Raw genomic sequence first — 20165 nt, 5'->3', positions numbered from 1 at the left:
ATATAATTAGGCCTATTAACAAGGAAAGGAGGGTTGCTAATGAATAGTACATCAAGAAAACTATCAATAGCAAGCTTAGTTATAGGCCCAATATCATTTATATTATTTATTGTTGTTGCTGTCTTTGCTATTATGCTTTTGGCCGCAGGGTCTGCTAATGAAGCTTCTGCTGATGTAGCTTTTAATTTTGGTAGTTTAATTGGTATATTAGTTGTTGGGACTGCTGTATTATTAGGAATAACAGAATTCATTTTAACCATTATTGCTGCAGTTAAAACTTCTCATACAACAGCTAAGATATTATCACTTGTAGGTTTATTTGTAGGATTCATATTTCCAATATTATGAATATTAACATTTGTCGGTTTAATAATGATCGCTGTACATAATGATGACAAATATTAAAGAAGAAAAAATAACAAAATATGGAAAAATCAAAGAAAATATTTATAGGTTTAGGTTCATTAATGGCTTGCATTATGCCAATTGCTATGATTTCATGTGTAAGTGGTAAACAAAAAGAAGCAAAATTCAAAGCAAGGGATTACCTATTAAGAATGAAATCCTATCTAAAAAATAATCCAAATATGGACCCTGAATTAAAACAACTTCTTGAATTGGCAGCAAAAAAATTTGAAGCTGAAAATAATATGATAGATTATTCTAAAGTTAGTGATTCTGGAGCTCAAAGTATCATAGATCAAATCAACACTAAAATAAATGACTGAAAAATGCTGGTATTAATTTGTAAAATATAACAAAGCTAATTTTAAAGTTATTAGCCTCTGTTTTTAAATTATTTTTTCATTAACAAAGCACTAATAACCTTCAATATTAAATTCAAATTAATGAATAAGTATTTTTAGTATCTTCTTACAAATACAATTAAAAATAATAAAATTATAATAGAAATACAAAAATTAAACAAAAGGTAAGGAATTATGAAAAAGTCAAGCAAATTATTTATCGGGCTTGGATCATTAGCAGTATGTGTTATGCCTATCGCTATGATTTCATGTGCCAAAAGTAAACAAAAAGAAGCAAAATTAAAAACTCAAGATTATTTATCAAGATTAAAAAACTATTTTGCTAATGATTCTTCTGATCCAAAAACAAAAGAATTATTAAAAACTAGAATTGAAGAAATGGAAAAGCAATTAAAAACAACTAATTTTGATGAAATGACTGATCAACAAGCAGAAGCATCTATTCAATTAATTGATGCGGCAATATCTTTATTAAAATCAGCCGGAATTAATATATAGTTATTGAACTAATTGTAATTGCTTTAAATTAAAAGTTGACTTTTGTTTGTCAACTTTTAATTTATGCAAACATTTATGCGGATTATATTGAATTAAGTTCTTTAAATAATTTAGCAATCCCAGCCTTTTTGTAATGAGGTCCAATTAAATGGGCTTGTCTTCTTATGTTTTTTAAACCATTTTTCATGCATATAAAAGCACCAATATGATTGATTGAAGTTGTGTCATTACCACTATCTCCGACATGAACTGCTTGGTTGGGGTTGATATTTAACAATTGGCATACAAAACGATCAGCAATTCCTTTTGTGGCATTTTCATCATTGATTTCAATTGAATATCCCCTTGATACAACATGTTGAGAAATATTGATAAACTTCTTAGCTAAGCGATCTCTTAATTTTAAAATTCCTTTTTTGTTTTTTCCAAAAGTTAAAATTTTGGTTGAATTAGTAATTTGTGGAATTTCTTCATAAGTATAAGTATTCATTTTTTTAGCCCAAGGTCTAATCATTTTAATTTTGGTCGTTGGACCATAAATTGTGTCGCCACTATTGATAATAAAACACATTTTTTCTTCTTTTAAAATTTCGATAATTTCTAAGACTGTGTCTTTTTGCATTTCATTTGTTTTTAAGACATTATTATGTTGATTAACAATAATTCCACCATTTTGGCAAATGACAAATGGGCTATTAAATTTCTTTGCCAAATCCATTACAAAAGGGGAATTACTTCTACCGGTAGCAATCACAACTGGAATATTTTTATCATTTAAAGTTCTAATGGCATTAATGTTTTCTTCACTAATTCTGGCTTCAGTTTTTGGGCAATCTAAGGTAGTTCCATCTAAGTCAATAAAATAAGCTTTGGGTTGAAAATTTAGTTTCATTAGTAATATAAAAATAGAGTGCCAAGCACACTATTTATTAAATTTTTTAAGTAATTCTTCGGCTGGTAAATAACCAGTAACATTCTCAATGAAATTACCATTTTCATATAGGAATAATGAAGGAATGCCGTTTACTTTCATTTCTCTTGCGAATTCAATGTTTTCATCAACATCAATATCATAAACATTAATATCAGCATGTTCGTCTGCTAATCTTTGTAATTCTGGTCCCATCATTTGGCATGGAGGGCATCATGTTGCTCTAAAGGCTAAAATAGCTTTGCCTTCAAGATATTTTTTATCTAAGTCTTTTTTGTTTGTTTTTGTAATCATAATTCTCTCCTTAATAAGCTTTAGCAAATGCTACAAAACGGTTAGTTTTCTTCTTAGTATAGAAGCATTTGTCATTTTTAATTTCAATTGGTAATTGGAAGGGAATACATCTAGTTGTAGCCCCAGTTTCTTCTTTAATGATTTTTTCAATTTCACCATCACCATCAAAAGGTGCTAAAACTCATTTTCCACTTGCAATCACTTCTTTGAATTCTTCATATGTAGAAACTTCAACAAAATTAGAATTTAGTCTTTCTTTAGCTTTGTTGTATAAATTTTCTTGAATATCATTTAATAAGTTTTTGGCTTCTTTAACAATATCATCAATAGCGACTACTTTTCTTTCTAAAGTATCTCTTCTTATTAAAACAACATTGTTATTTTCTAAATCTTTAGGTCCTAATTCAATTCTTAAAGGAGTTCCATGGATTTCACTATTAGCGGCTTTAAAACCAGGTCCTTTATCACTATCATCTAATTTCACCAATAGATCATTTTCAAGCAATTGATTAACTAATTCTTTTGCTTTTAAATGAATCGATTCATTTTTATTGGCAAACAATTCAATAAAATCAATTTGTGTAGGAGCAATTTTAGGAGGAATGATAATTCCTCGATCATCTCCATGAGTCATGATTAAAGCACCTAATAATCTAGTAGATACTCCCCAACTTGTCCCATAAGCAAATTCCTGCTGGTTGTCTTTATTCTTAAATGAAATGTTAAATGGTTTTGTAAAGTTCTGTCCTAAATAATGGCTTGTGCCAGCTTGCAATGCTTTTTTATCTTTCATCATTGCTTCAACAGTTAAAGTAAATTCAGCTCCTGAAAATTTTTCATGTTCTGTTTTCTGTCCAGATAAAACTGGTAATGCTAAATACTCTTTTAAAAAGTCTTCATAAACTTTCAACATTTCCTTAGTTAAAGTAATTGCTTCTAATGAATTAGCATGCATTGTATGACCTTCTTGTCATAAAAACTCTCTAGTTCTTAAAAAAGGATTGGTAGTTTTTTCTCAACGAAGTACATTAACTCATTGATTATAAATTAAAGGTAAATCGTTGTGTGATTCAATCTCATTTTTAAAAAAATCGCCAAATAAGGTTTCTGAAGTAGGTCTAATATAGAATTTTTCATTTAATTTTTTACCTCCCACTTCAGTAATAGTTGCTAATTCAGGATTAAAACCTTCTAAATGATCTTTTTCTTTTTGCAACAAACTTTCTGGAATCAATAAAGGTAAATAAACGTTTTGAACGTTTTTGGTTTTAAATTTTTTGTCTAAGGCTAATCTGATGTTATCTCAAATTCCAAAAGACAATGGTTTAAAAATAATCGAACCTTTACTTGCTCCATAAGCCATTAAATCACCATTTTTAATAACGTCGGTGTATCATCTGGCAAAATCTTCATTTTGTGGTGTAATTTTGTCTAATTTCTTCATATCTTTAATATTTTATATTGTTTTACAATATATTATTTAAAATTGTTTTGTTAAACATTTGAAATAAAAAAACAAGCAAGAGAATTTGCTTGTTTAAACGGTTATTTTTTTAAAGAATCAACTGAATCAATGTATAAGAATTTTGAAGGATTTATTTCCAAAAATTCACCTCTTAAAATTCTTTCTACTGAATCTAAAGTTTTGTTTAAAGGAACATAAACTCCTTTTTCATGAGTAAAATGCTCAGTAGTAAAGAAGTATTGTGAAAAGAAGTTTTGTAATTGTAATGCTTTAGTAACAATAATTTTTGATTCATCATCTAATTCATCAAATCCAAGAATTAAAATAACATCTTCTAGTTCTTTATACCTTTGCATTATTTTTTTAGTTTCTAAAATAGCATTATAATGACGAAGGCCAATAATATTTAAATCAACGCTTGATGAGCTTGATTCTAAGGCATCAAAAGCTGGGAAAATATTTCTAGCAGATACTTCTCTTGATAACACTAATGACCCATTTAAATGATTAAAGACAGCAATTGCTGATGGATCTGAAAGATCATCCATTGGTAAAAAGACGGTTTGGAAAGAAGTAATTGACCCATTTTCATTACTAAATAAACGATTTTCCACACTAGAAATTTCAGTGTTTAAGGTAGATTGATAACCACCTAATGAAGGTTTTTTGTCTAAAGAAGCTGAAATTTCATTACCAGCTTGTAAGTATCTAAAGATATTATCAATAAATAGCAATACGTTTTCTTTTTCATGATCTCTTAGATATTCAGCTGCAGTAACACCAACAGGGACAATACTCATTCTCGAACCAGCAACTTCATTCATTCTAGAAATATACATGATTGAGTTTTTCATTAAATCTGATGATTTTAAATCTTTGTATAATTCAACCCCCTCTCTAGAACGTTCTCCAGCTCCAATAAAGATTGAACTTGTCTTTTTTTCTTTTTGAGAAAGATTAAAAATAATTTCTTTCATTAAAACAGTTTTTCCGACCCCGGCTCCACCAAAAATCCCAATTTTTGAACCTTTTAGGATTGGAATAAAGAAATCGATTGCCTTAATTCCAGTTTCAAGAATTTGAGGAGTTAAAGAGAAATTATCATTGCTAATAATAGTTGAATCTAATTCAACTGTTTCAGTTTGTATTTCTTCAACATCCAATACATCACCCAAGCAATTAAAGATGTGTCCTTTTGTTTTTTGACCTACTGGAACAACAAAAGATTTTTTGGTATTTTTTACTTGATCATTGATTGTAATATTCTTTTCGCTTTTAATAATAACAGCAAAAAGTTTTGTATCATCAATAATCTTTTTAACTAGATAGACATTTTGATTTTCTTTATCAATTAAGATTGTATTAATTTTAGGTAATTCTTCTTTGCTAAAAGTTATTTCAACAACATCAGTTCAAATTTTAGAAATAAAAGCACTCATTATTTAACCTCCATTAAATTATCAATCTTAGTCAATATTTCATTTGATAAAGCAACAAAATCTCTTTTAATAGGTAATGTTCAATCCAGTTTTTTAAATTTAGCATATTCATTTAATACAAAAGCAAAATAATCTTTAACCATTTCTTCATCACTACTTTTTTGATAAATTAGGTTTGTGTATAATTTTTTAGCAATTTCATCGATTTCCACTAATTTATCAATGAATTTTAAAGCCAAAGGAACATCAGAAACATCTTTTAAAATATTTCAGGCAATTAATTTAGAAGTTAAATAAATTGTTTTTTCTGAATAAATTGATACCCCATGTTGATTAAACATATTTTCTACTAATATTCCATTATTAATTAATGAATTTGTTTCTTCATTTAAATCATATTTTAAGCTAGCTAATTTAGTTTGGTGTTTGTATAATTTGTAAATTTTTCCAATTTCTGAAGCAACTTTAGAAATGTGAGATTTTTGAACTCCACCACCAATTCTACTTACTGATAAATCAATATCAATAGCTGGCAATTTATTATTTGCAAATAATTCATTATTAGTTACAATTTGCCCATCAGTAATTGAAATCACATTGGAAGCAATTAAAGAAGTAATGTCATTTTCAATAGTTTGTAAGATTGGTAAAGCAGTAATTGATTTCTTGTTGTTGAATTTACCAGCTCTTTCTAATAGTCTTGAATGAGCAAAGAACATATCACCAGGAAAAGCTTCTTTTCCAACTGGTTTATTAGTTAATAAAGCGATTTCTCTAAAAATATTGGCATGGTTAGTTAAGTCATCAAACACTATTAAAACATCATTTTCCTTAGCAATATTTTCAGCATGAGCCATTGCTACATATGGTGCTAAATATTGGTCATAAGGATTGTTGGCTTCTGCATTGAAAATAATAGTGTAATCTAAAGCTTTATGAGTTTTTAAAATTTGGTATACATCAGCAATTTGAGAATGTTGTTTTCCAATTCCTACATAAATACATTTTACATTTTTATTTCTTTGATTAATAATAGTGTTTAAAGCAATAAAGGTTTTTCCAGTTTTTCTATCACCAATAATTAATTCACGTTGGCCCTTGCCAATTGGAATCAATAAATCAACTGAAATATAGCCAGTATTTAATTGTTCAGTTAAATTATCATATTGCAATAATTCATTTGGCTTATTAAAAGCAGTTGAAGTAGCATCTAGATAACTTAATTTTTCATTATTTTTAGGGAATAAGATATTTCCATTAATAGAAACTATTTTCCCATAAAATTCCTTAGCTGTTTTAATTTCATTGTTTTCTTTAGAAGCATGAACTTCCTTGCCAATTTGGAAATTATCAATTTCGCCATTAGTTAAACAATAAGCCTTGTTATTTGAAGCAGAAATAACAAGCATTTTATTATTAATACTTGCTTTTTGCTCGATATTAAATAATTGGTTTTGGTGATAATTAAATTCACCAGAAAGTTCGACAATATAGTCAAATATAGCACTTATTTTAGGTTTATTCATTATAAAATACCTCCAAGTATTAATAATAAGGTAGCAATTATAAACATTGAAATTGCAAATCCATAAGCAATTTTAGATTTACTTTTTAAAGAAGTGTTTTTAGTTTTGTTTTTAATAACATTTAAAGTTATTGCTAAAATCAAGATTAAAATTGAAATTGTAAGCAGAGAATAACCAAAAATATTTAAAACCTGTTTATTAGTTTTTGGTTGTTGATAGATTTGTAAATTTAATTTTTCATAAGCTTGTTTAAATTCAAGTAGATTTGGTTCATTATTTAGATCTAATTCATTATTTTTAGTCAAATAACTTAGATTTCTAAATTGGCTTTGAATAAATTTAATTTGATCTAAAGTTTTATAATAAGCATTTAGCATATTAGTCTTAGGATTAAGGCTATAACCTTTGAAATATTCAATATTTTGAATTAAGCTTCTTAAAGATAATTCAAATTTTTCAATATTTAAATCAGCTTTTTTGAAATTATCAATAATCATTGGTTCAATTGATCGGATATATTCAAAATATTTATAATAAAGCATTTTATATGAAGCGGCTAAATATGTAAAATAATTAGTTTGGTTAATTTGTGAATAAAATAAAGCATTTAAAAATAAATCACTTACTTCTTTATAAAAACTAGAATTAATATTTTTTTCAATTTCAGGCGCCTTAATATCTTTTTTATATTTATTGATTAAAGCATCACGAGTTTTTATAAAGTTTTCACCATTAATAATTTTTATCGCATCAAACATCATGTTAAATACTGCTGATGAAATTAAAGTATTGCCTAAATTAATTAATAAAATATTTTCATCTAAACCTAATGATTTATAGAAATTTAAATAATGATATTTAATAATATTCGAAAATGCTTCTCTGCCTAAAAGATATTGCGATGCTCTTTGATAATATTCATCATTTGATTCATTAGCCTTTTGTGGCAATGTTAGAATGGGCTCTTTATATTCTTTACTATTTGATTCGCGGTTAATGTCATATAGATAAATGTTTGCTTGATTATCAGTGTCAACATCGGTAACCAAATAATGGAATCTTGTGTTTATAGGATTATCAAAAAAGAAATATAAATTACTTGCATTTTCCTTATTAGCACTTAAAGCTGTTTTTCAGTGAGTGTATGTCGAATCAATTTGATTGTATTTTAAAATGGGATTTAATCTAGCAATATTTTCTTTTCCAATTTTTACATTAAAATTAGGAGCTTCAACAGGGTCAGTTGGAATAATAGGTGGTAATTCTGGTTTGGCTTCTGGTTTGGGTTTTGGCTTATTTGGGTCTTCATTATTTTCTTGGTTTTTAGCTAAGTCAAATGCAGTGGTACGTTTCTTAAATTTGTCTAATAAATATTCATTTCAAGAACTAAAACCATTTGGAATTTCTAAATCAGCTTTATTGTCTTTTTTATTTCAAATTACTGAAGTTTTATTAGTTTCTTCAAGGGTAGGAAAATCTTCATTATTAGCAAAGATATCCTCACTTGCTATTTTGAAATCATTGAAATAAGAATTAATTTTATCTTCTAAACCCTTTTCATTAATGGTATTAATAACTCCATCTTCTTTTTTAGTAATTCTATTTTCTTCACCAGTAATTTCATTAACATAATCATATGGGTCCCCAATAGCAATATTGTCATAAGTAATGCCTTCAAAAACTGCTTCTCCTTTATTATATGTATTATTACTACTAATAATTCATGGGAACACAATGTTTCAACCATATTGACCTGGGTTTTCAATTATTTGGTCTTTGTTATTTTTTAAGAAATCAGCAACTTTTGAATAATAAATACTTTTTGTTAATAAATTAGGTAAATCTTCATTAGAAGCACCTTTTAATAAATTAATACTGTGATTTGTGTATTTTTCTACAACATCATCAATGATTTCAGCCATTTTTTCTTTTGATAAGGTTTTTGCTTTTTCTTTAAAAGTAGCAAAATTTGGATCAGGAGTTTTAGGAGTTTCTGTTTCAGTGCTATTAGTTTCATTGCTTGCTGAAAGAACAACAATCGGCAAGAAAGGAACACTAAAAGCAGATAATTTTAAAAAATTATTTCACCTTTTTTTCATTTATCACTCCTTCTTTGGCTAAATCAAAATATGTAATGGCTGTTAATTTAAAAATTTTACTTTTTAGGACACTAAATTCAGTTTCATTTTTCAAATCTAAGTCCAAAGCTAAGGTTGCTTCTAGATATTTAGCTTTGGCTCTTAATTCGTTTAATTTAGCTTTATTAGTTTTTAATACTGTTTGGTCTTTGTTAGTAATATAGACATTAAATTGATCAGAAAAACGAATAACAATATTTTTATCTAAGTATGAAATAAAAACATTTTTTAAAATAAAGTATTTTGTTTCATTAGTTTCTAAAATAATCTTGAAAAACACTTGTTTAAAACTAGCAACAGAATTGTTTTTTAAGGGGTATCAACTATCTTCTAAATTATTATTAAGATAAAGTTGTTTAATTTCATATTTAACCTTAATGTTATTTTGAGAAATAAATAATAATTCCATTATTTATCCTCCTTTTCATGAAGAATGTCCTTTTTCTTAGTTAATAATGAAATTTGTTCTACTTCCAATTCTCTTTTAGCTCTTAATAACGAAAGTCTTAATGAACCTATTTTGTCTTCTAATTTATTGATTGTCTTATTTTGTTCAACTAAGGTATATTTTTCATTAATTAAAGCTGATTCAGAAAGCAAGGTTAAAGTGATGTATGTTAAATAAGAATGCATTTCTGATTCAATAAAGTTATCAAGATTAGGTAGAATATTTAATTTGTTAATTTTTATTTGTTCAATTGGGGTTGGCTTTTGATGTTTGAAATCAAATGAGAAATTTTCTAGTGGCAAAATTGACAAGTAATTTTGCTTAATTTTAGAAGAGTTAATCAAGAAATTTATTCCATTGATTTTTTGATTAGTAGCAAAAATTTCAATGAAATTAGGTAAATACAAAGCCAAATCGGCCACATTATTTTCTAATGCACTATAAACTACATTAAAATTATTGACCTTGGCAAAATCAATGGCTCTTTTTCCGATTGCAATCATAAAATCCGTTTTAACATTGAATTTTTCTTTCAATATTTTTTCATGTTTACTATATGAGTTGGTTTCATATTGCTCTTTTTCAGTAACAAAAACTCATAAAGCTTTTTTAGTCTTATTTGTTTTTTTAAAAACATTTAGAAAAGAAATTTTTTGGGTAATTAGCGGGTGAGAAATTTCATAATATTTATCAAGCGATTCAATTAAGTATTTTGATTCCTTTGCCCTTTGATAATAAAAATTAATTTCCTTTGTTAGTTTCAAAATATTTATTAAAGTAATGTTTTTTTTAGATTCAATAATTTTTAAAATGGAATTAGTAGTATCAATTTTAGTTCTAATTTTCTTTAGGTTCATTATATAATAAATCACTTCCGAAAACAAGTTTAGTTTTATTGACTTCTTTGCTTTGAAAAATAGCTATATTTGGAACAATTTCTACTATAAAACCATTATTAATCAATGTGTAAAATAATTCTTGAAAACGATTTTTAATTGATCTTAAATCTTTTAAATCATAAGCATAAAAAGAAATTACATTGCTTGCTTCAACTAATTTAACTTCAGGAACTAAATCGGTTAAACTAAATCTTAAATCCCTTGTAAAATGAATAACAAATTTAGTAAAACAAATATCATTTTTGGCATCGAGATTAGCTTTTAATTCTTTAATGAATTTATGATATTCTGCCTCTTCTTTATTTAAATTATTCATTACAAAAAATTGGTTATTAAAAGCTTCAAAGCTAACAAAATTAGGCTTTAATATTATTTCATCTCAATTTTGAAAAACTTGTTTTTTATAAGCTTCTAGTTCTTGAATTTCTTTTTTATTTTGTTTGCATTTCATAATTACCTTCTTCTTGTAATTTCTTTTTGTTTTTGAAAATAATAATTGATGATTTTAGTCATTTTGAAACATTGTAAATTAAATTCATAATGATGATTGCAATATTGGCTATTGCTAGAATATCAACAATTTTATACGGAGTTGGGATACCTTCTAATGAAGTGTTTTGATGAGCAAGTAAAGAAACTTCAAATATTTGGAATAAGCCCATTATCATTAATGAAACACTTATTAAAATCAATACTAAATAAGAACTTCTTTGAATCGTTTTATTTGAATAATGAATCAATAAATAACTGATAAAAATAAATGATACTGAAAACAATATTGCCATTGTATTATTTAGATTATCAAGATTGTAGATTCTTAAAATGGTTCCATTAATTAAGATTGAAATATTAACAATTGAATATACAAAATTAGTAATGTTTAAATTCTTATTTTGTTTATTAATTTTTAAATAAAGAAATAGCCCGAAACCAATTGAAATTAGTATATTAACTAATAAGGACATAACAAATGGTAAATAATTTAGATTAGTAATCTTAATACCAATTAAAATACTATGTTCATAATTTATTAAGAATACTTTTATTATCATATAAATAAAAGTGGCTAAATAAATTGGAACAACAAAATTTAAATGATTCTTTAATTCGGTTTTTATTTGTTTAAAATTGAAATTAAAGATTATTGAAGAAATGATTCAGATTAAACTAAAGATGCAAATGCCTAAAATACTGATAAATGATACAAAACTTCTTGAATTAATGGTTTTTTGTAATTGAAAACCAAATGAATTTAATTGAAATAAATTTTCAGGATTAGTTTGGTTATCTTTAATAAATAATCAAAAGATTGCCATTAAGCTTGATATTAAAACGATTTCAAAAATGATTTTAATAATAAAGGCTCTTAATTTTTGTTTGTTGATTGCTTGGATTTTTTTTGCTTTAATAACATTAAAGATGTTAAAAAGATTGTTAAAGAATAATAAGGCAATAAAAATAAAGGATTTTTTGAATATTGAAATAGGTGATAAATCGATTCAAACTAGATTAACAATTAAAGTAATTAAAGCGATGGTTAAATACCCAATTAATCAAGGTAAATAATAAATGCTTTTAATAATGTTTCTTTTAATATTTCGAAAACCTAGATATAAACTAACAATTAGGGTAGTTGCAAAAACAATATAGTTAGTTAAAATAACAAAGTTAATCGATTTATATCCATTAGTTGTAAAGTCAAAAACATATTCAGAACCAAAATGTTTGGGGTTGGAAGTAAAATAGTTTTTGAAATAATTATCTCCAACTAATTGATTAGAACTAAATAATAAAGTTAAGATAAAAACAAAACTAAGGACAAAAACCAAATATTCATAAATTTGTTTATATGGTTTTTGTTTTTTTGTATTAGATTCCATTGTCTAAATCTCCTGAATTATCATTATTTGAAGATTCAATAATTCTAATGCCATTTCTGAAATGTGATCCAAACGATCTTCAAGCTTGAGTATTCATAATAGCATCTTTCATTGCTTGATTATCCACATATAATGTATCAAACACATCTTTACCGGCTTCAAATAAACCAAAGAATTGCGGGTTGTAATTTGCTGGTAAATTGTAAGCTAAACCTTTAATATATAAAGCATTCACATTAGGATTATCAAATGTTAACTTAGCACGATCAGGTCCTCTTACAATTAGTTTATCTCATTGTTGTAAATGAATGTCATCACTAGTTACAGTAAAGATTTCTGAATCATTATGTAGTTTTAAATTGTAAAATACTTTGTTCGCTAATTCTAATCCTTTTAGGCTTCTGAAGTTAGGTTGTAATGATAAATCAATTCAAGTAGGTCAAGATCCATCTCCAAAAGAACCTTGGAAAATTTTTCAATCTTTTTTTGTTACATAAGCAATTCTAAATGCTTCTTTAACTTCAGCTTCAGTATCACTCGCAGAAGGTCTAATGATATTGAATTGAATTGAACCAGCTCTTGTTGTATTTGAAGCATATTCACCTGAAGAGTTGTTATTATAATCAAAAGAAACGTTTTTAGTATATCTAAATCCAATTGGATCAATGCCTCACAATGGTTCAATTCCTTTTGATGATGAGACATTAGGTGACTTGGTCAAGATTTCAACATCATCTAGATGTTTGTTTTTTAGAGCAGAAATTGATTGAGTATTAGATGTTTCAAAGAATAGTGTTAATTTCTTAACATGATTTGGTAATTTACTTAGTAAATAATCAAATTCTTGATTTTTATCCAATAAACCAATATTCTCAATAGTAACTGCAGTAATTTCTTTATGTTTAGTTATGAAGTCCAAGAATTTAGCATAACCTTTTGGATTTGAAGCATCCAATCAAGCCATATAGATTTTTTGATTTTTATCAGCTACTGTATTATTATCAGCATTTGGACGGTATTCATAAACTTTAATACCATCTCCTCTTGGAATTCTTGGATTGTATGGGTCATATCCTGTGGTATCAATATCAGCATAATTCTTGGTTGCTTCAGTTTTATTTCAGCCTTTATAATCTCCTTTTAATAAATCACCAGAGGTTCTCATTCATTTTGAATCACTTGAGAAGTATCTATTTTTATTAAATTCAATGTATTTATTTAAAACAGGGTTATCCGCTTCATCGGCATAGGTTCAAACTCCTCCTCCACTAATAGAAGGTCAATGTTGTCAAAATTCCATCACCGGTTTCATGCCCTTATTAGCAAATTTCATATAATCTCTTTTATAACCACTAATTGCTTTTTCAAATTCAGTTTTGGTCATATACATTCTTTGCTTGTATAAGTTCGGAAAATCTTCAGGATTTAACAACATGTGAACAAATTCTTTGAAATTTTCTGCCGTGTGTCCTGTTAAACCTAATTTTCTAATTAATTCATTTAATTTAGTTTTGTCAAATGAAGCTCAATCTGAAACATCTTTTATAACATTATAAATGTCATCTAAATCACTTATATCTTTTTCAATAGCTCTGACTGCTTCGGCTGATAAGGCTTTAGGGTTGGTTGGTTTCATGGTAGTTTCATTAATTTCGGGCGCGTAATTTGAAGTTACATAAACTCCACTTGTATTTCTTGGAGCTAAAGTAGAAACATCAGGTTTGGGGTTTGGTTTAGGATTTGGAATCGGTTTTGGTTCAGGTTTTGGGGCTGGAATTCTTTTTATGTAGATGGTATTTTCTTGATCAATAACAATGTTTAAAGGTTTAGATTCATCAAGTTCATAACCATTTGGAATATGGCGATGAACATCAATAGTTTCCTCCCCAATTGTTTTTATTGATTTACTTTCAACTAAAACATTACCTTCTTTAAATAAGATTTTAGTTGTGTGTTCATAAATGATTTTAGTAATGTTTAAACGGTTTTCAATTCCAATTTGAAGTTCATCATTTTGGTTTTCTTCTAATTTGTATCCTTCTGGTAGAACTGATGATGGTTTAGTGTTTAGGGGTTCGTTTTCTAAACTTTTAAATGTTAAAGTTTCTCCAAATTGTGAACCATTTAAAAAGAATTTTAAGGTAGTTGTAATCACCTTTTTTTCTTGAATTATAAAAATAGTATTAATTTTGCCTTTTTCAATTGTAGGTATACCTTCAGAACTTGCGTATTTGGCTTTATCAATAATGAATCCAGTTGGAACATATACATTAAAATCAAGCACTTCATTATCAGAAGTTTCTAATTCCACTTCACTAATAACTGAATCATCTGTTGATAAAGTGAAACGTAAAATAGTTTTAATTTTGTTCACTTCTTCACTTTTTTCTTTTGGTTTTTCAGAAGGATTTACAGGAGTATAGATTTCATTATTTTTGTCTTCTGGTTGTTCTGGCAATTCAGTTGGATCTTTTTTATCTGGATTATTAATACTTGGATCAATGATAGCACTTGGTCTTATAAAAATATTGTTTTCATTATCAAGAATAATATTGATTTCATTGTTAATATTTTTATCAATTTCATAACCTTTGGGTAGATATTTTAAATAATCAATTTTTTCATCATTTAGTGTTTCTACTACCTCTCTTGCTACAACTCCTTGATTGTATTTATAGATTAAAGTTGTAGTGTGCCGGATTAAGATTTTTTCAATTGGGATTCGGTTAGTAACACCAATTTCTAATTTATAAACCTTATCATCTTTAAATTTATAACCTTTTGGAATATATTTCTCTAAATCTATTGTTTCATTATTGGTAGTTTTTATGCTTATTGTTGAAAAGACTTTGTTATCTAAAACAAAGACAATGGATGTTTCATATGAAACAGATTCTTTTTTAATTTGAATAGAGTTTTCATTCCCATTTTGAATTTCAATTTCATTATTTGGATAAAATTCTGGATCTAAAATTCATCCTGTTGGGATATATGCTTTAATATCGATTTTTGTGTTTTCATCTTTAGGTTGGCTAACTTTTTTTGTAAATAAAATTTCATTATTATGTTTAAAAATCAAGGTTGTAATAATTTCATCTTTTTTAATAGGAGTTAAATTACTATCTGTGTTGGAATTTTGTTCTTTTTTAATAACAACATCATTTTTGTTTAGTTTCGGATCATCTTCTCTAAAAGCGGTATTGATGTTTTGCGATGCATTATTTGCATTTTTTGTGGCATAAATTAATGTGCCAATAATCCCAACACTAGCCGCTCCTAAGGATGTAAATAAAAGAATTTTGAGGATCTTTTTCTTTTTAGCAATTGTCATATATCTCCTTATTTAAATTGAAATTCTTCTGGAATGTGTTCAAGGTCATTTCCAAATAAATATGTAGTAATATTTTGATTTTCATAATACGCCTTTAATGCTTCTCGATATGAAGATCTTTGATTTCTACCTCCGCCATAAATTAAATCATATTGCTCAAGATTATATAAACCATAGGTTCCTTGGTAATTAATTCCATTACTTCTTAATGCCTGAATTAAAGAAGTTCCAGCATTTCCTCCACCTTCAACAGCAAAGTTAATTCCCAAAATCCGGTTATTAATATCTCTAACACTTGAGCCGGAAGCACCGGATAAAGGCGCTCATGATTTTAAGCTATATCCCAAACCATAATTAATGTATTCATTACCTAAATGTGGTGAGTTTTTCTCTTTTAAATTATTAACAATAAACCCAGTTTTGCTATTTAAAGAGGCATTAGTAATTAATAAATCAGTAATTCCTGGTTTTTCAATAAAAGGTCTTGAAGATAATGAATTAGTTAAACCTAAGCCATCTTCTAAATAACTAGTAATATCATTTCTTTTATTAACCCAAACACTAGAAGTGTAGTTTAATAAAATTTTGTCATTTTCTGTTAAATTATCTTTTTTAAGATTGTAATCTGAAGAAGCATTTGGAAAACCTAAAGCTAAAAAATTTAAATTCATTTTCGAGGTAGTAAAACTATTGTCTTTATAACTGTAATTTACTTTTTCATTAATTAATTTGTCATATTCGTGGTAAATATCAAAGTTAGCTAACTTAAATTTTCTTTTTTCATCTCATAAAGCAAAAGAAGAAGTTGCTAATTTTGCTAAGTTAGATGCATCAATACCATTTAAAGGACCATTAGTATTATTGTTATTAAAGTAATAGCTATTTTCAGGATTTTCAAAATCAAATTCCAAAATTGCTAAATCAGCCATTTCTTGTAAAGTTGAGAAATCTGAATAACCATCTCTTTTTAGATTTGAGACATAAGAAGAAGGATTACTATTTAAGAAGTTAATTCCAGCATAAATTAAATTAACTTGAGAAGGTTTAAAATGAAAGACATCTACATTTGGATCCTTGGAAGTAATTTTTAATTCTTGTTTAATTGCAGTTGATTCATTAAAGTGAGATAAAGTAATATTTTTTGTTTCTCCCATAATGCTTTCTTTAATTTTTTTAAATTCTTTAGCTTTATTTGAATATTCTAATTCTATATTTCTAACTTCTTGTTTTAAAGTATCATTGTTTGGGTTTTCATCTGATTTAGCTTTTGCTAAATTATAACGTTGTATTATTCCTTCGATTTCAGCTTCTTTTTCTCGATAAATACGATTTTCATATTCAATATTTGGAGTGTTTTGGTATAAGCCTCTATTAGTATTTTGTTTAACTAATCCCAAAGCAACATGAAGATTGGTGGCAATATATCATTTGGTTGGATATTTATTATCATTTCTTATTTGATAATCAATGATCCATCCAGTACCTAAAAAATTATGATTAGCTGCTTCTTTTTGATCATTATTCAATAGATCATTTGTATTAAAGAAACCTATTTCAAATGTTTGCAAAAGAATATCTTTATATTTTTCATTAGGAATATATCTTGGCAATCCTCTATCTAAAATGCCATTATAGAATTTAGTGTCTCAATAAGCTGCTTTAATACTTGTTCCTAGGGGACTTATAACTAATTTTTGGTCACCTTTAGTTGGTAAACTTCAGTTTTTCATATATGAACTTTCAAAATCTGGATTTTTAGTAGATTTAGCATTATTATTAAATCTATTTACATCATAAAGTTCATTAGAAGTATCTGGGATACTAAATTCATTTCCTAAATCATTTGCTAGCTTAGCTTTTAAAGCAGAATTCAAGGCATCATTATCAAATCTAAATTTTTCAACAACACTTGCATTTCGATACTCAGGGGTATTTGAATTTTCAGGTTGACCTGGAATTCTTGAAGTTGGAGTGTTATTTCCGCCCCGTTTAATTTGAAAACCAGTTAAAGAAATTTGTCTTTGTTTTGAAATTTTGTTGCCTTGTTTTAAATTAAAAACAATACTTAAAGTCCCGCTAGTGTCATCTCCACTAATATTAATAATTTCTACTTCAGTGCCATTTAGATTATTAAATGACAGATCATTTTTTGCAACTGTAGAAGCTAAAACATTTTCCCGATCAACACCAGTATTAAATTCAACATTAACACTATCCACTAAGGAATTTAAAGTTTCATCTAATACTTGATTATTATTTGGATTTGGTTTAGGCTTTGGATCCTCTTTTGGTTTTACACATGAAGAAGCTAATAAAGCAATTGGGGAAGCAAAAAGAATTGGTGATAATGTTAGCAATTTTCATAAATTGTTATTTTTTTTCATAATTTCTCCTTATTTAATTCCATTTGGGAATAAAGCAGTTTTTAAATTTTCTTTTTCATAAAGTTTTATTAAATTTTCACGATATGAAGCAGTTTGATATTTATAAATCGATTTATCAGTTCCATCAATTAAGTTATAAGCATAAATAATGTTTCCATTATCTAAAGTTATATCATTAGCTTGCAATAAAGGAGCAAATGTTGCAGTTTGTAATAAATCTCCAAAAGTAACTCTTACACTAACACCATTATAAATTCCAACAATTTGACCAAAATCGTTATATACAACACTACCAGATGCTCCATAATACAATGATGAGAATTTAATATTGTAATTAAAGCCATAATGATCAGCTAATACTCTATTTCAGACATGCGTATAAATAGAACCACCTTCGCTCATTTTATTAGAAGCATCATTTGTAGAATAAGCAAAACCCTCTTTATTATTTTTAATTTTTCAATAGCTAACTAGTTTTTCACTATATCTTTCTTTTGGATTATTTTTCATAAAATAGGTATTATCATCTTTTGGATAACCAGCAATATATAAATCCTTAGCATTATCTAAAGCAAATTCATTTACCGAGTTATTTTTAGCTAAATCCCTTGCTTTAGTTAAATAATCTAACGTAGGCATAATACCCTTTGATTTGTCTAAGTTTGGAAGATTTGTAATTGTTTTCATTCTAAGAATATATTGATTTACAGCTTCAATTCCATTTAAAATTCAGTTTTTAAAAGTTGCATTAGCATTAGTTAAATCAACATCAATTTCAATGACGGCAAAATCTGTGTAAAAAGGAATGAATTGATCAGATTCTTCAAATGAGTCAATGATTTTTTTGTAATAAGGATCATTTTGATAAGATTTTTTAAATTCTTGGAATTTGGCTTTTAATTTAGCTTGATAAGGTTCTAGTTTTGCTCTATCAATAAAATCTAAACCGGCAAAAATTATTTTAGGATTTGAAAAATTATTAATAAATGTTGTCTGTCTTGCAGTTTGTCTAAATCCTTTGTTTGGATCAGTTAATTCATTTAAATTTGCAAAATATTGCATGCTAAATTTATCATATTCTTTATTGTTATATACTTTAGCAAAATCATAATTATTGGGTATATTTGCTTTCCCTAAGGCGAAGCCAGCTACAGAATTTCCACTTGGATCTTGATAATTTAACTTTTTATTTCATTCCCCATTTTGACTATTACTAAAATTTGCTAATACATGTAAGTTAGTTGCCACAAATAATTTGTATTGATTTTCATTATCAGGGTTTTTGGCATAGTCCAATATTCATCCAGTTCCTTGATCATTAGCAAGAATGTTGTTATCAATATTTTCATTCAATCTTGTTGCAGTTTGTATTGAGAAAGTTCTATCATAAATCTCTTTGTAAATGGTACTTGTTTTAAGTAGTTTATTACTATTATTTATGCTAATACTTTCATATCTATTAGCATATTCAGGGTATGAATTTCCAGTTGAACTATTTGGAAAAACAAAAGGAGGCGGTGTTGGAATTTCTCCTGGATTAGAATTTGTATTTCCATTATTGTTATCTGGTTGTGGGCTTGGATTAGGAACAGGTTCAGGACTAGGAGTTGGTTTTGGTTCAGGTTGTGGAGTTGGAGTTGGTTCAGGTTGTGGAGTTGGAGTTGGTTTAGGTTGTGGAGTTGGATTTGACGTTGGTTCTAGTTTTGGTTCCGGTGTTGGTTTAGGTTTGATTGGTTTTAAATTTTCTTCCTCTTGTTTTTGTGTTTTGCAACCTATTGATGATAAAGCGATAATTGGGGTTGATATGGTGGCTAAAATTAATAATAATCCTTTTTTCATTTCTTTTCCTTTTTGATTTAAATTAGAAATATATGATATTTCTATACAAAAATTGTATTATAAAAAAAAAAAAAAAAAAAAAAAAAAATCTTTGGTTTTTTGCCTTTATTTATACTGCAATATTCAAAATTTCTTCATTATTTTTTACAATTAAACTTCAAAAATCTATTTAATAATGATTATTGTAGTCTCAAATTCTTTAATTTTCTAAGAGTTTTTAATAATATTCATATTGCTTAGAAAATGTATTTAAAAGTAAGCTCTTCATATGTTCTAAACATGATTTTATATTTCAAAACATTAAAAACACATTAAACAATTTGCTT

Annotated in this window: 16 protein-coding genes; 2 read left to right on the top strand and 14 right to left on the bottom strand. The window is 26.7% G+C overall.

The annotated features are described in order from the left end of the window. Positions 1-332: hypothetical protein (locus T401_RS07220; RefSeq protein ID WP_211246856.1), on the bottom strand; the 332-nt coding region annotated here is incomplete at its 3' end. Between the two features lie 93 nt (positions 333-425). On the opposite strand from T401_RS07220, the gene T401_RS0103020 reads away from it, so the two are divergent. Both T401_RS0103020 and T401_RS0103015 read left to right on the top strand, forming a co-directional pair. Continuing rightward, positions 426-758, top strand: a complete 333-nt coding sequence (locus T401_RS0103020; RefSeq protein WP_033179019.1) for a hypothetical protein — start codon at positions 426-428, stop codon at positions 756-758. A 183-nt stretch (positions 759-941) separates the two neighbouring features. Continuing rightward, entirely contained in the window at positions 942-1265 is a 324-nt protein-coding gene (locus T401_RS0103015; RefSeq protein ID WP_033179018.1) for a hypothetical protein, read from the top strand. Positions 1266-1347: 82 nt separating this feature from the next. Here T401_RS0103015 and T401_RS0103010 read toward each other — a convergent pair whose 3' ends face one another. The 13 genes from T401_RS0103010 to T401_RS07190 all read right to left on the bottom strand — a co-directional run bounded on the left by T401_RS0103010 (position 1348) and on the right by T401_RS07190 (position 19839). Continuing rightward, on the bottom strand, positions 1348-2157 hold the full coding sequence (locus T401_RS0103010) for a Cof-type HAD-IIB family hydrolase (protein ID WP_033179017.1): 810 nt from the start codon (positions 2155-2157) through the stop codon (positions 1348-1350). Positions 2158-2187: 30 nt separating this feature from the next. Continuing rightward, positions 2188-2490 (bottom strand): thioredoxin family protein, encoded by a 303-nt coding sequence (locus T401_RS0103005; RefSeq protein ID WP_033179016.1) that lies wholly within the window; start codon positions 2488-2490, stop codon positions 2188-2190. Positions 2491-2500: 10 nt separating this feature from the next. Further along, on the bottom strand, positions 2501-3934 hold the full coding sequence (gene proS / locus T401_RS07215; RefSeq protein ID WP_033179015.1) for a proline--tRNA ligase: 1434 nt from the start codon (positions 3932-3934) through the stop codon (positions 2501-2503). A 101-nt stretch (positions 3935-4035) separates the two neighbouring features. Further along, positions 4036-5394 carry an MSC_0618 family F1-like ATPase beta subunit gene (locus tag T401_RS0102995; RefSeq protein ID WP_033179014.1) on the bottom strand — a complete coding sequence of 453 codons (1359 nt, stop codon included), beginning with the start codon at positions 5392-5394 and terminating at the stop codon, positions 4036-4038. Beyond that, positions 5394-6920, bottom strand: a complete 1527-nt coding sequence (locus T401_RS0102990) for an MSC_0619 family F1-like ATPase alpha subunit (RefSeq protein WP_033179013.1) — start codon at positions 6918-6920, stop codon at positions 5394-5396. Before T401_RS0102990 ends, T401_RS0102995 begins: the two co-directional genes overlap by 1 nt. Then, positions 6920-9019 carry an MSC_0620 family F1-like ATPase-associated subunit gene (locus T401_RS07210; protein ID WP_033179012.1) on the bottom strand — a complete coding sequence of 700 codons (2100 nt, stop codon included), beginning with the start codon at positions 9017-9019 and terminating at the stop codon, positions 6920-6922. Before T401_RS07210 ends, T401_RS0102990 begins: the two co-directional genes overlap by 1 nt. After that, a complete protein-coding gene (locus tag T401_RS0102980; protein WP_033179011.1) occupies positions 9000-9467 on the bottom strand; it encodes an MSC_0621 family F1-like ATPase epsilon subunit in 468 nt (155 codons plus the stop codon). Before T401_RS0102980 ends, T401_RS07210 begins: the two co-directional genes overlap by 20 nt. Next, entirely contained in the window at positions 9467-10363 is an 897-nt protein-coding gene (locus T401_RS07205) for an MSC_0622 family F1-like ATPase gamma subunit (protein WP_033179010.1), read from the bottom strand. The genes T401_RS0102980 and T401_RS07205 overlap by 1 nt, the downstream gene beginning before the upstream one ends. After that, complete coding sequence (locus tag T401_RS0102970; protein WP_033179009.1) at positions 10344-10856, bottom strand: MSC_0623 family F1-like ATPase-associated protein; 513 nt, start codon at positions 10854-10856, stop codon at positions 10344-10346. Before T401_RS0102970 ends, T401_RS07205 begins: the two co-directional genes overlap by 20 nt. After that, positions 10837-12285: an MSC_0624 family F1-like ATPase-associated membrane protein gene (locus T401_RS07200; RefSeq protein ID WP_033179008.1), complete on the bottom strand. Its 1449-nt coding sequence runs from the start codon at positions 12283-12285 to the stop codon at positions 10837-10839. Before T401_RS07200 ends, T401_RS0102970 begins: the two co-directional genes overlap by 20 nt. Then, complete coding sequence (locus T401_RS07195) at positions 12275-15616, bottom strand: putative immunoglobulin-blocking virulence protein (RefSeq protein ID WP_033179007.1); 3342 nt, start codon at positions 15614-15616, stop codon at positions 12275-12277. Before T401_RS07195 ends, T401_RS07200 begins: the two co-directional genes overlap by 11 nt. 8 nt (positions 15617-15624) lie before the next feature. After that, entirely contained in the window at positions 15625-18000 is a 2376-nt protein-coding gene (gene mip / locus T401_RS0102955) for an Ig-specific serine endopeptidase MIP (RefSeq protein WP_033179006.1), read from the bottom strand. A gap of 9 nt (positions 18001-18009) precedes the next feature. After that, positions 18010-19839 carry an MIP family Ig-specific serine endopeptidase gene (locus T401_RS07190; protein ID WP_052169676.1) on the bottom strand — a complete coding sequence of 610 codons (1830 nt, stop codon included), beginning with the start codon at positions 19837-19839 and terminating at the stop codon, positions 18010-18012. Positions 19840-20165: the final 326 nt, after the last annotated feature.

It is taken from the genome of Mycoplasma anseris ATCC 49234 (genome assembly GCF_000702805.1).
Taxonomy (GTDB): Bacteria; Bacillota_I; Bacilli_A; order Mycoplasmatales; family Metamycoplasmataceae; genus Metamycoplasma; species Metamycoplasma anseris.
This window is presented reverse-complemented; position numbering and strand designations above follow the sequence as displayed.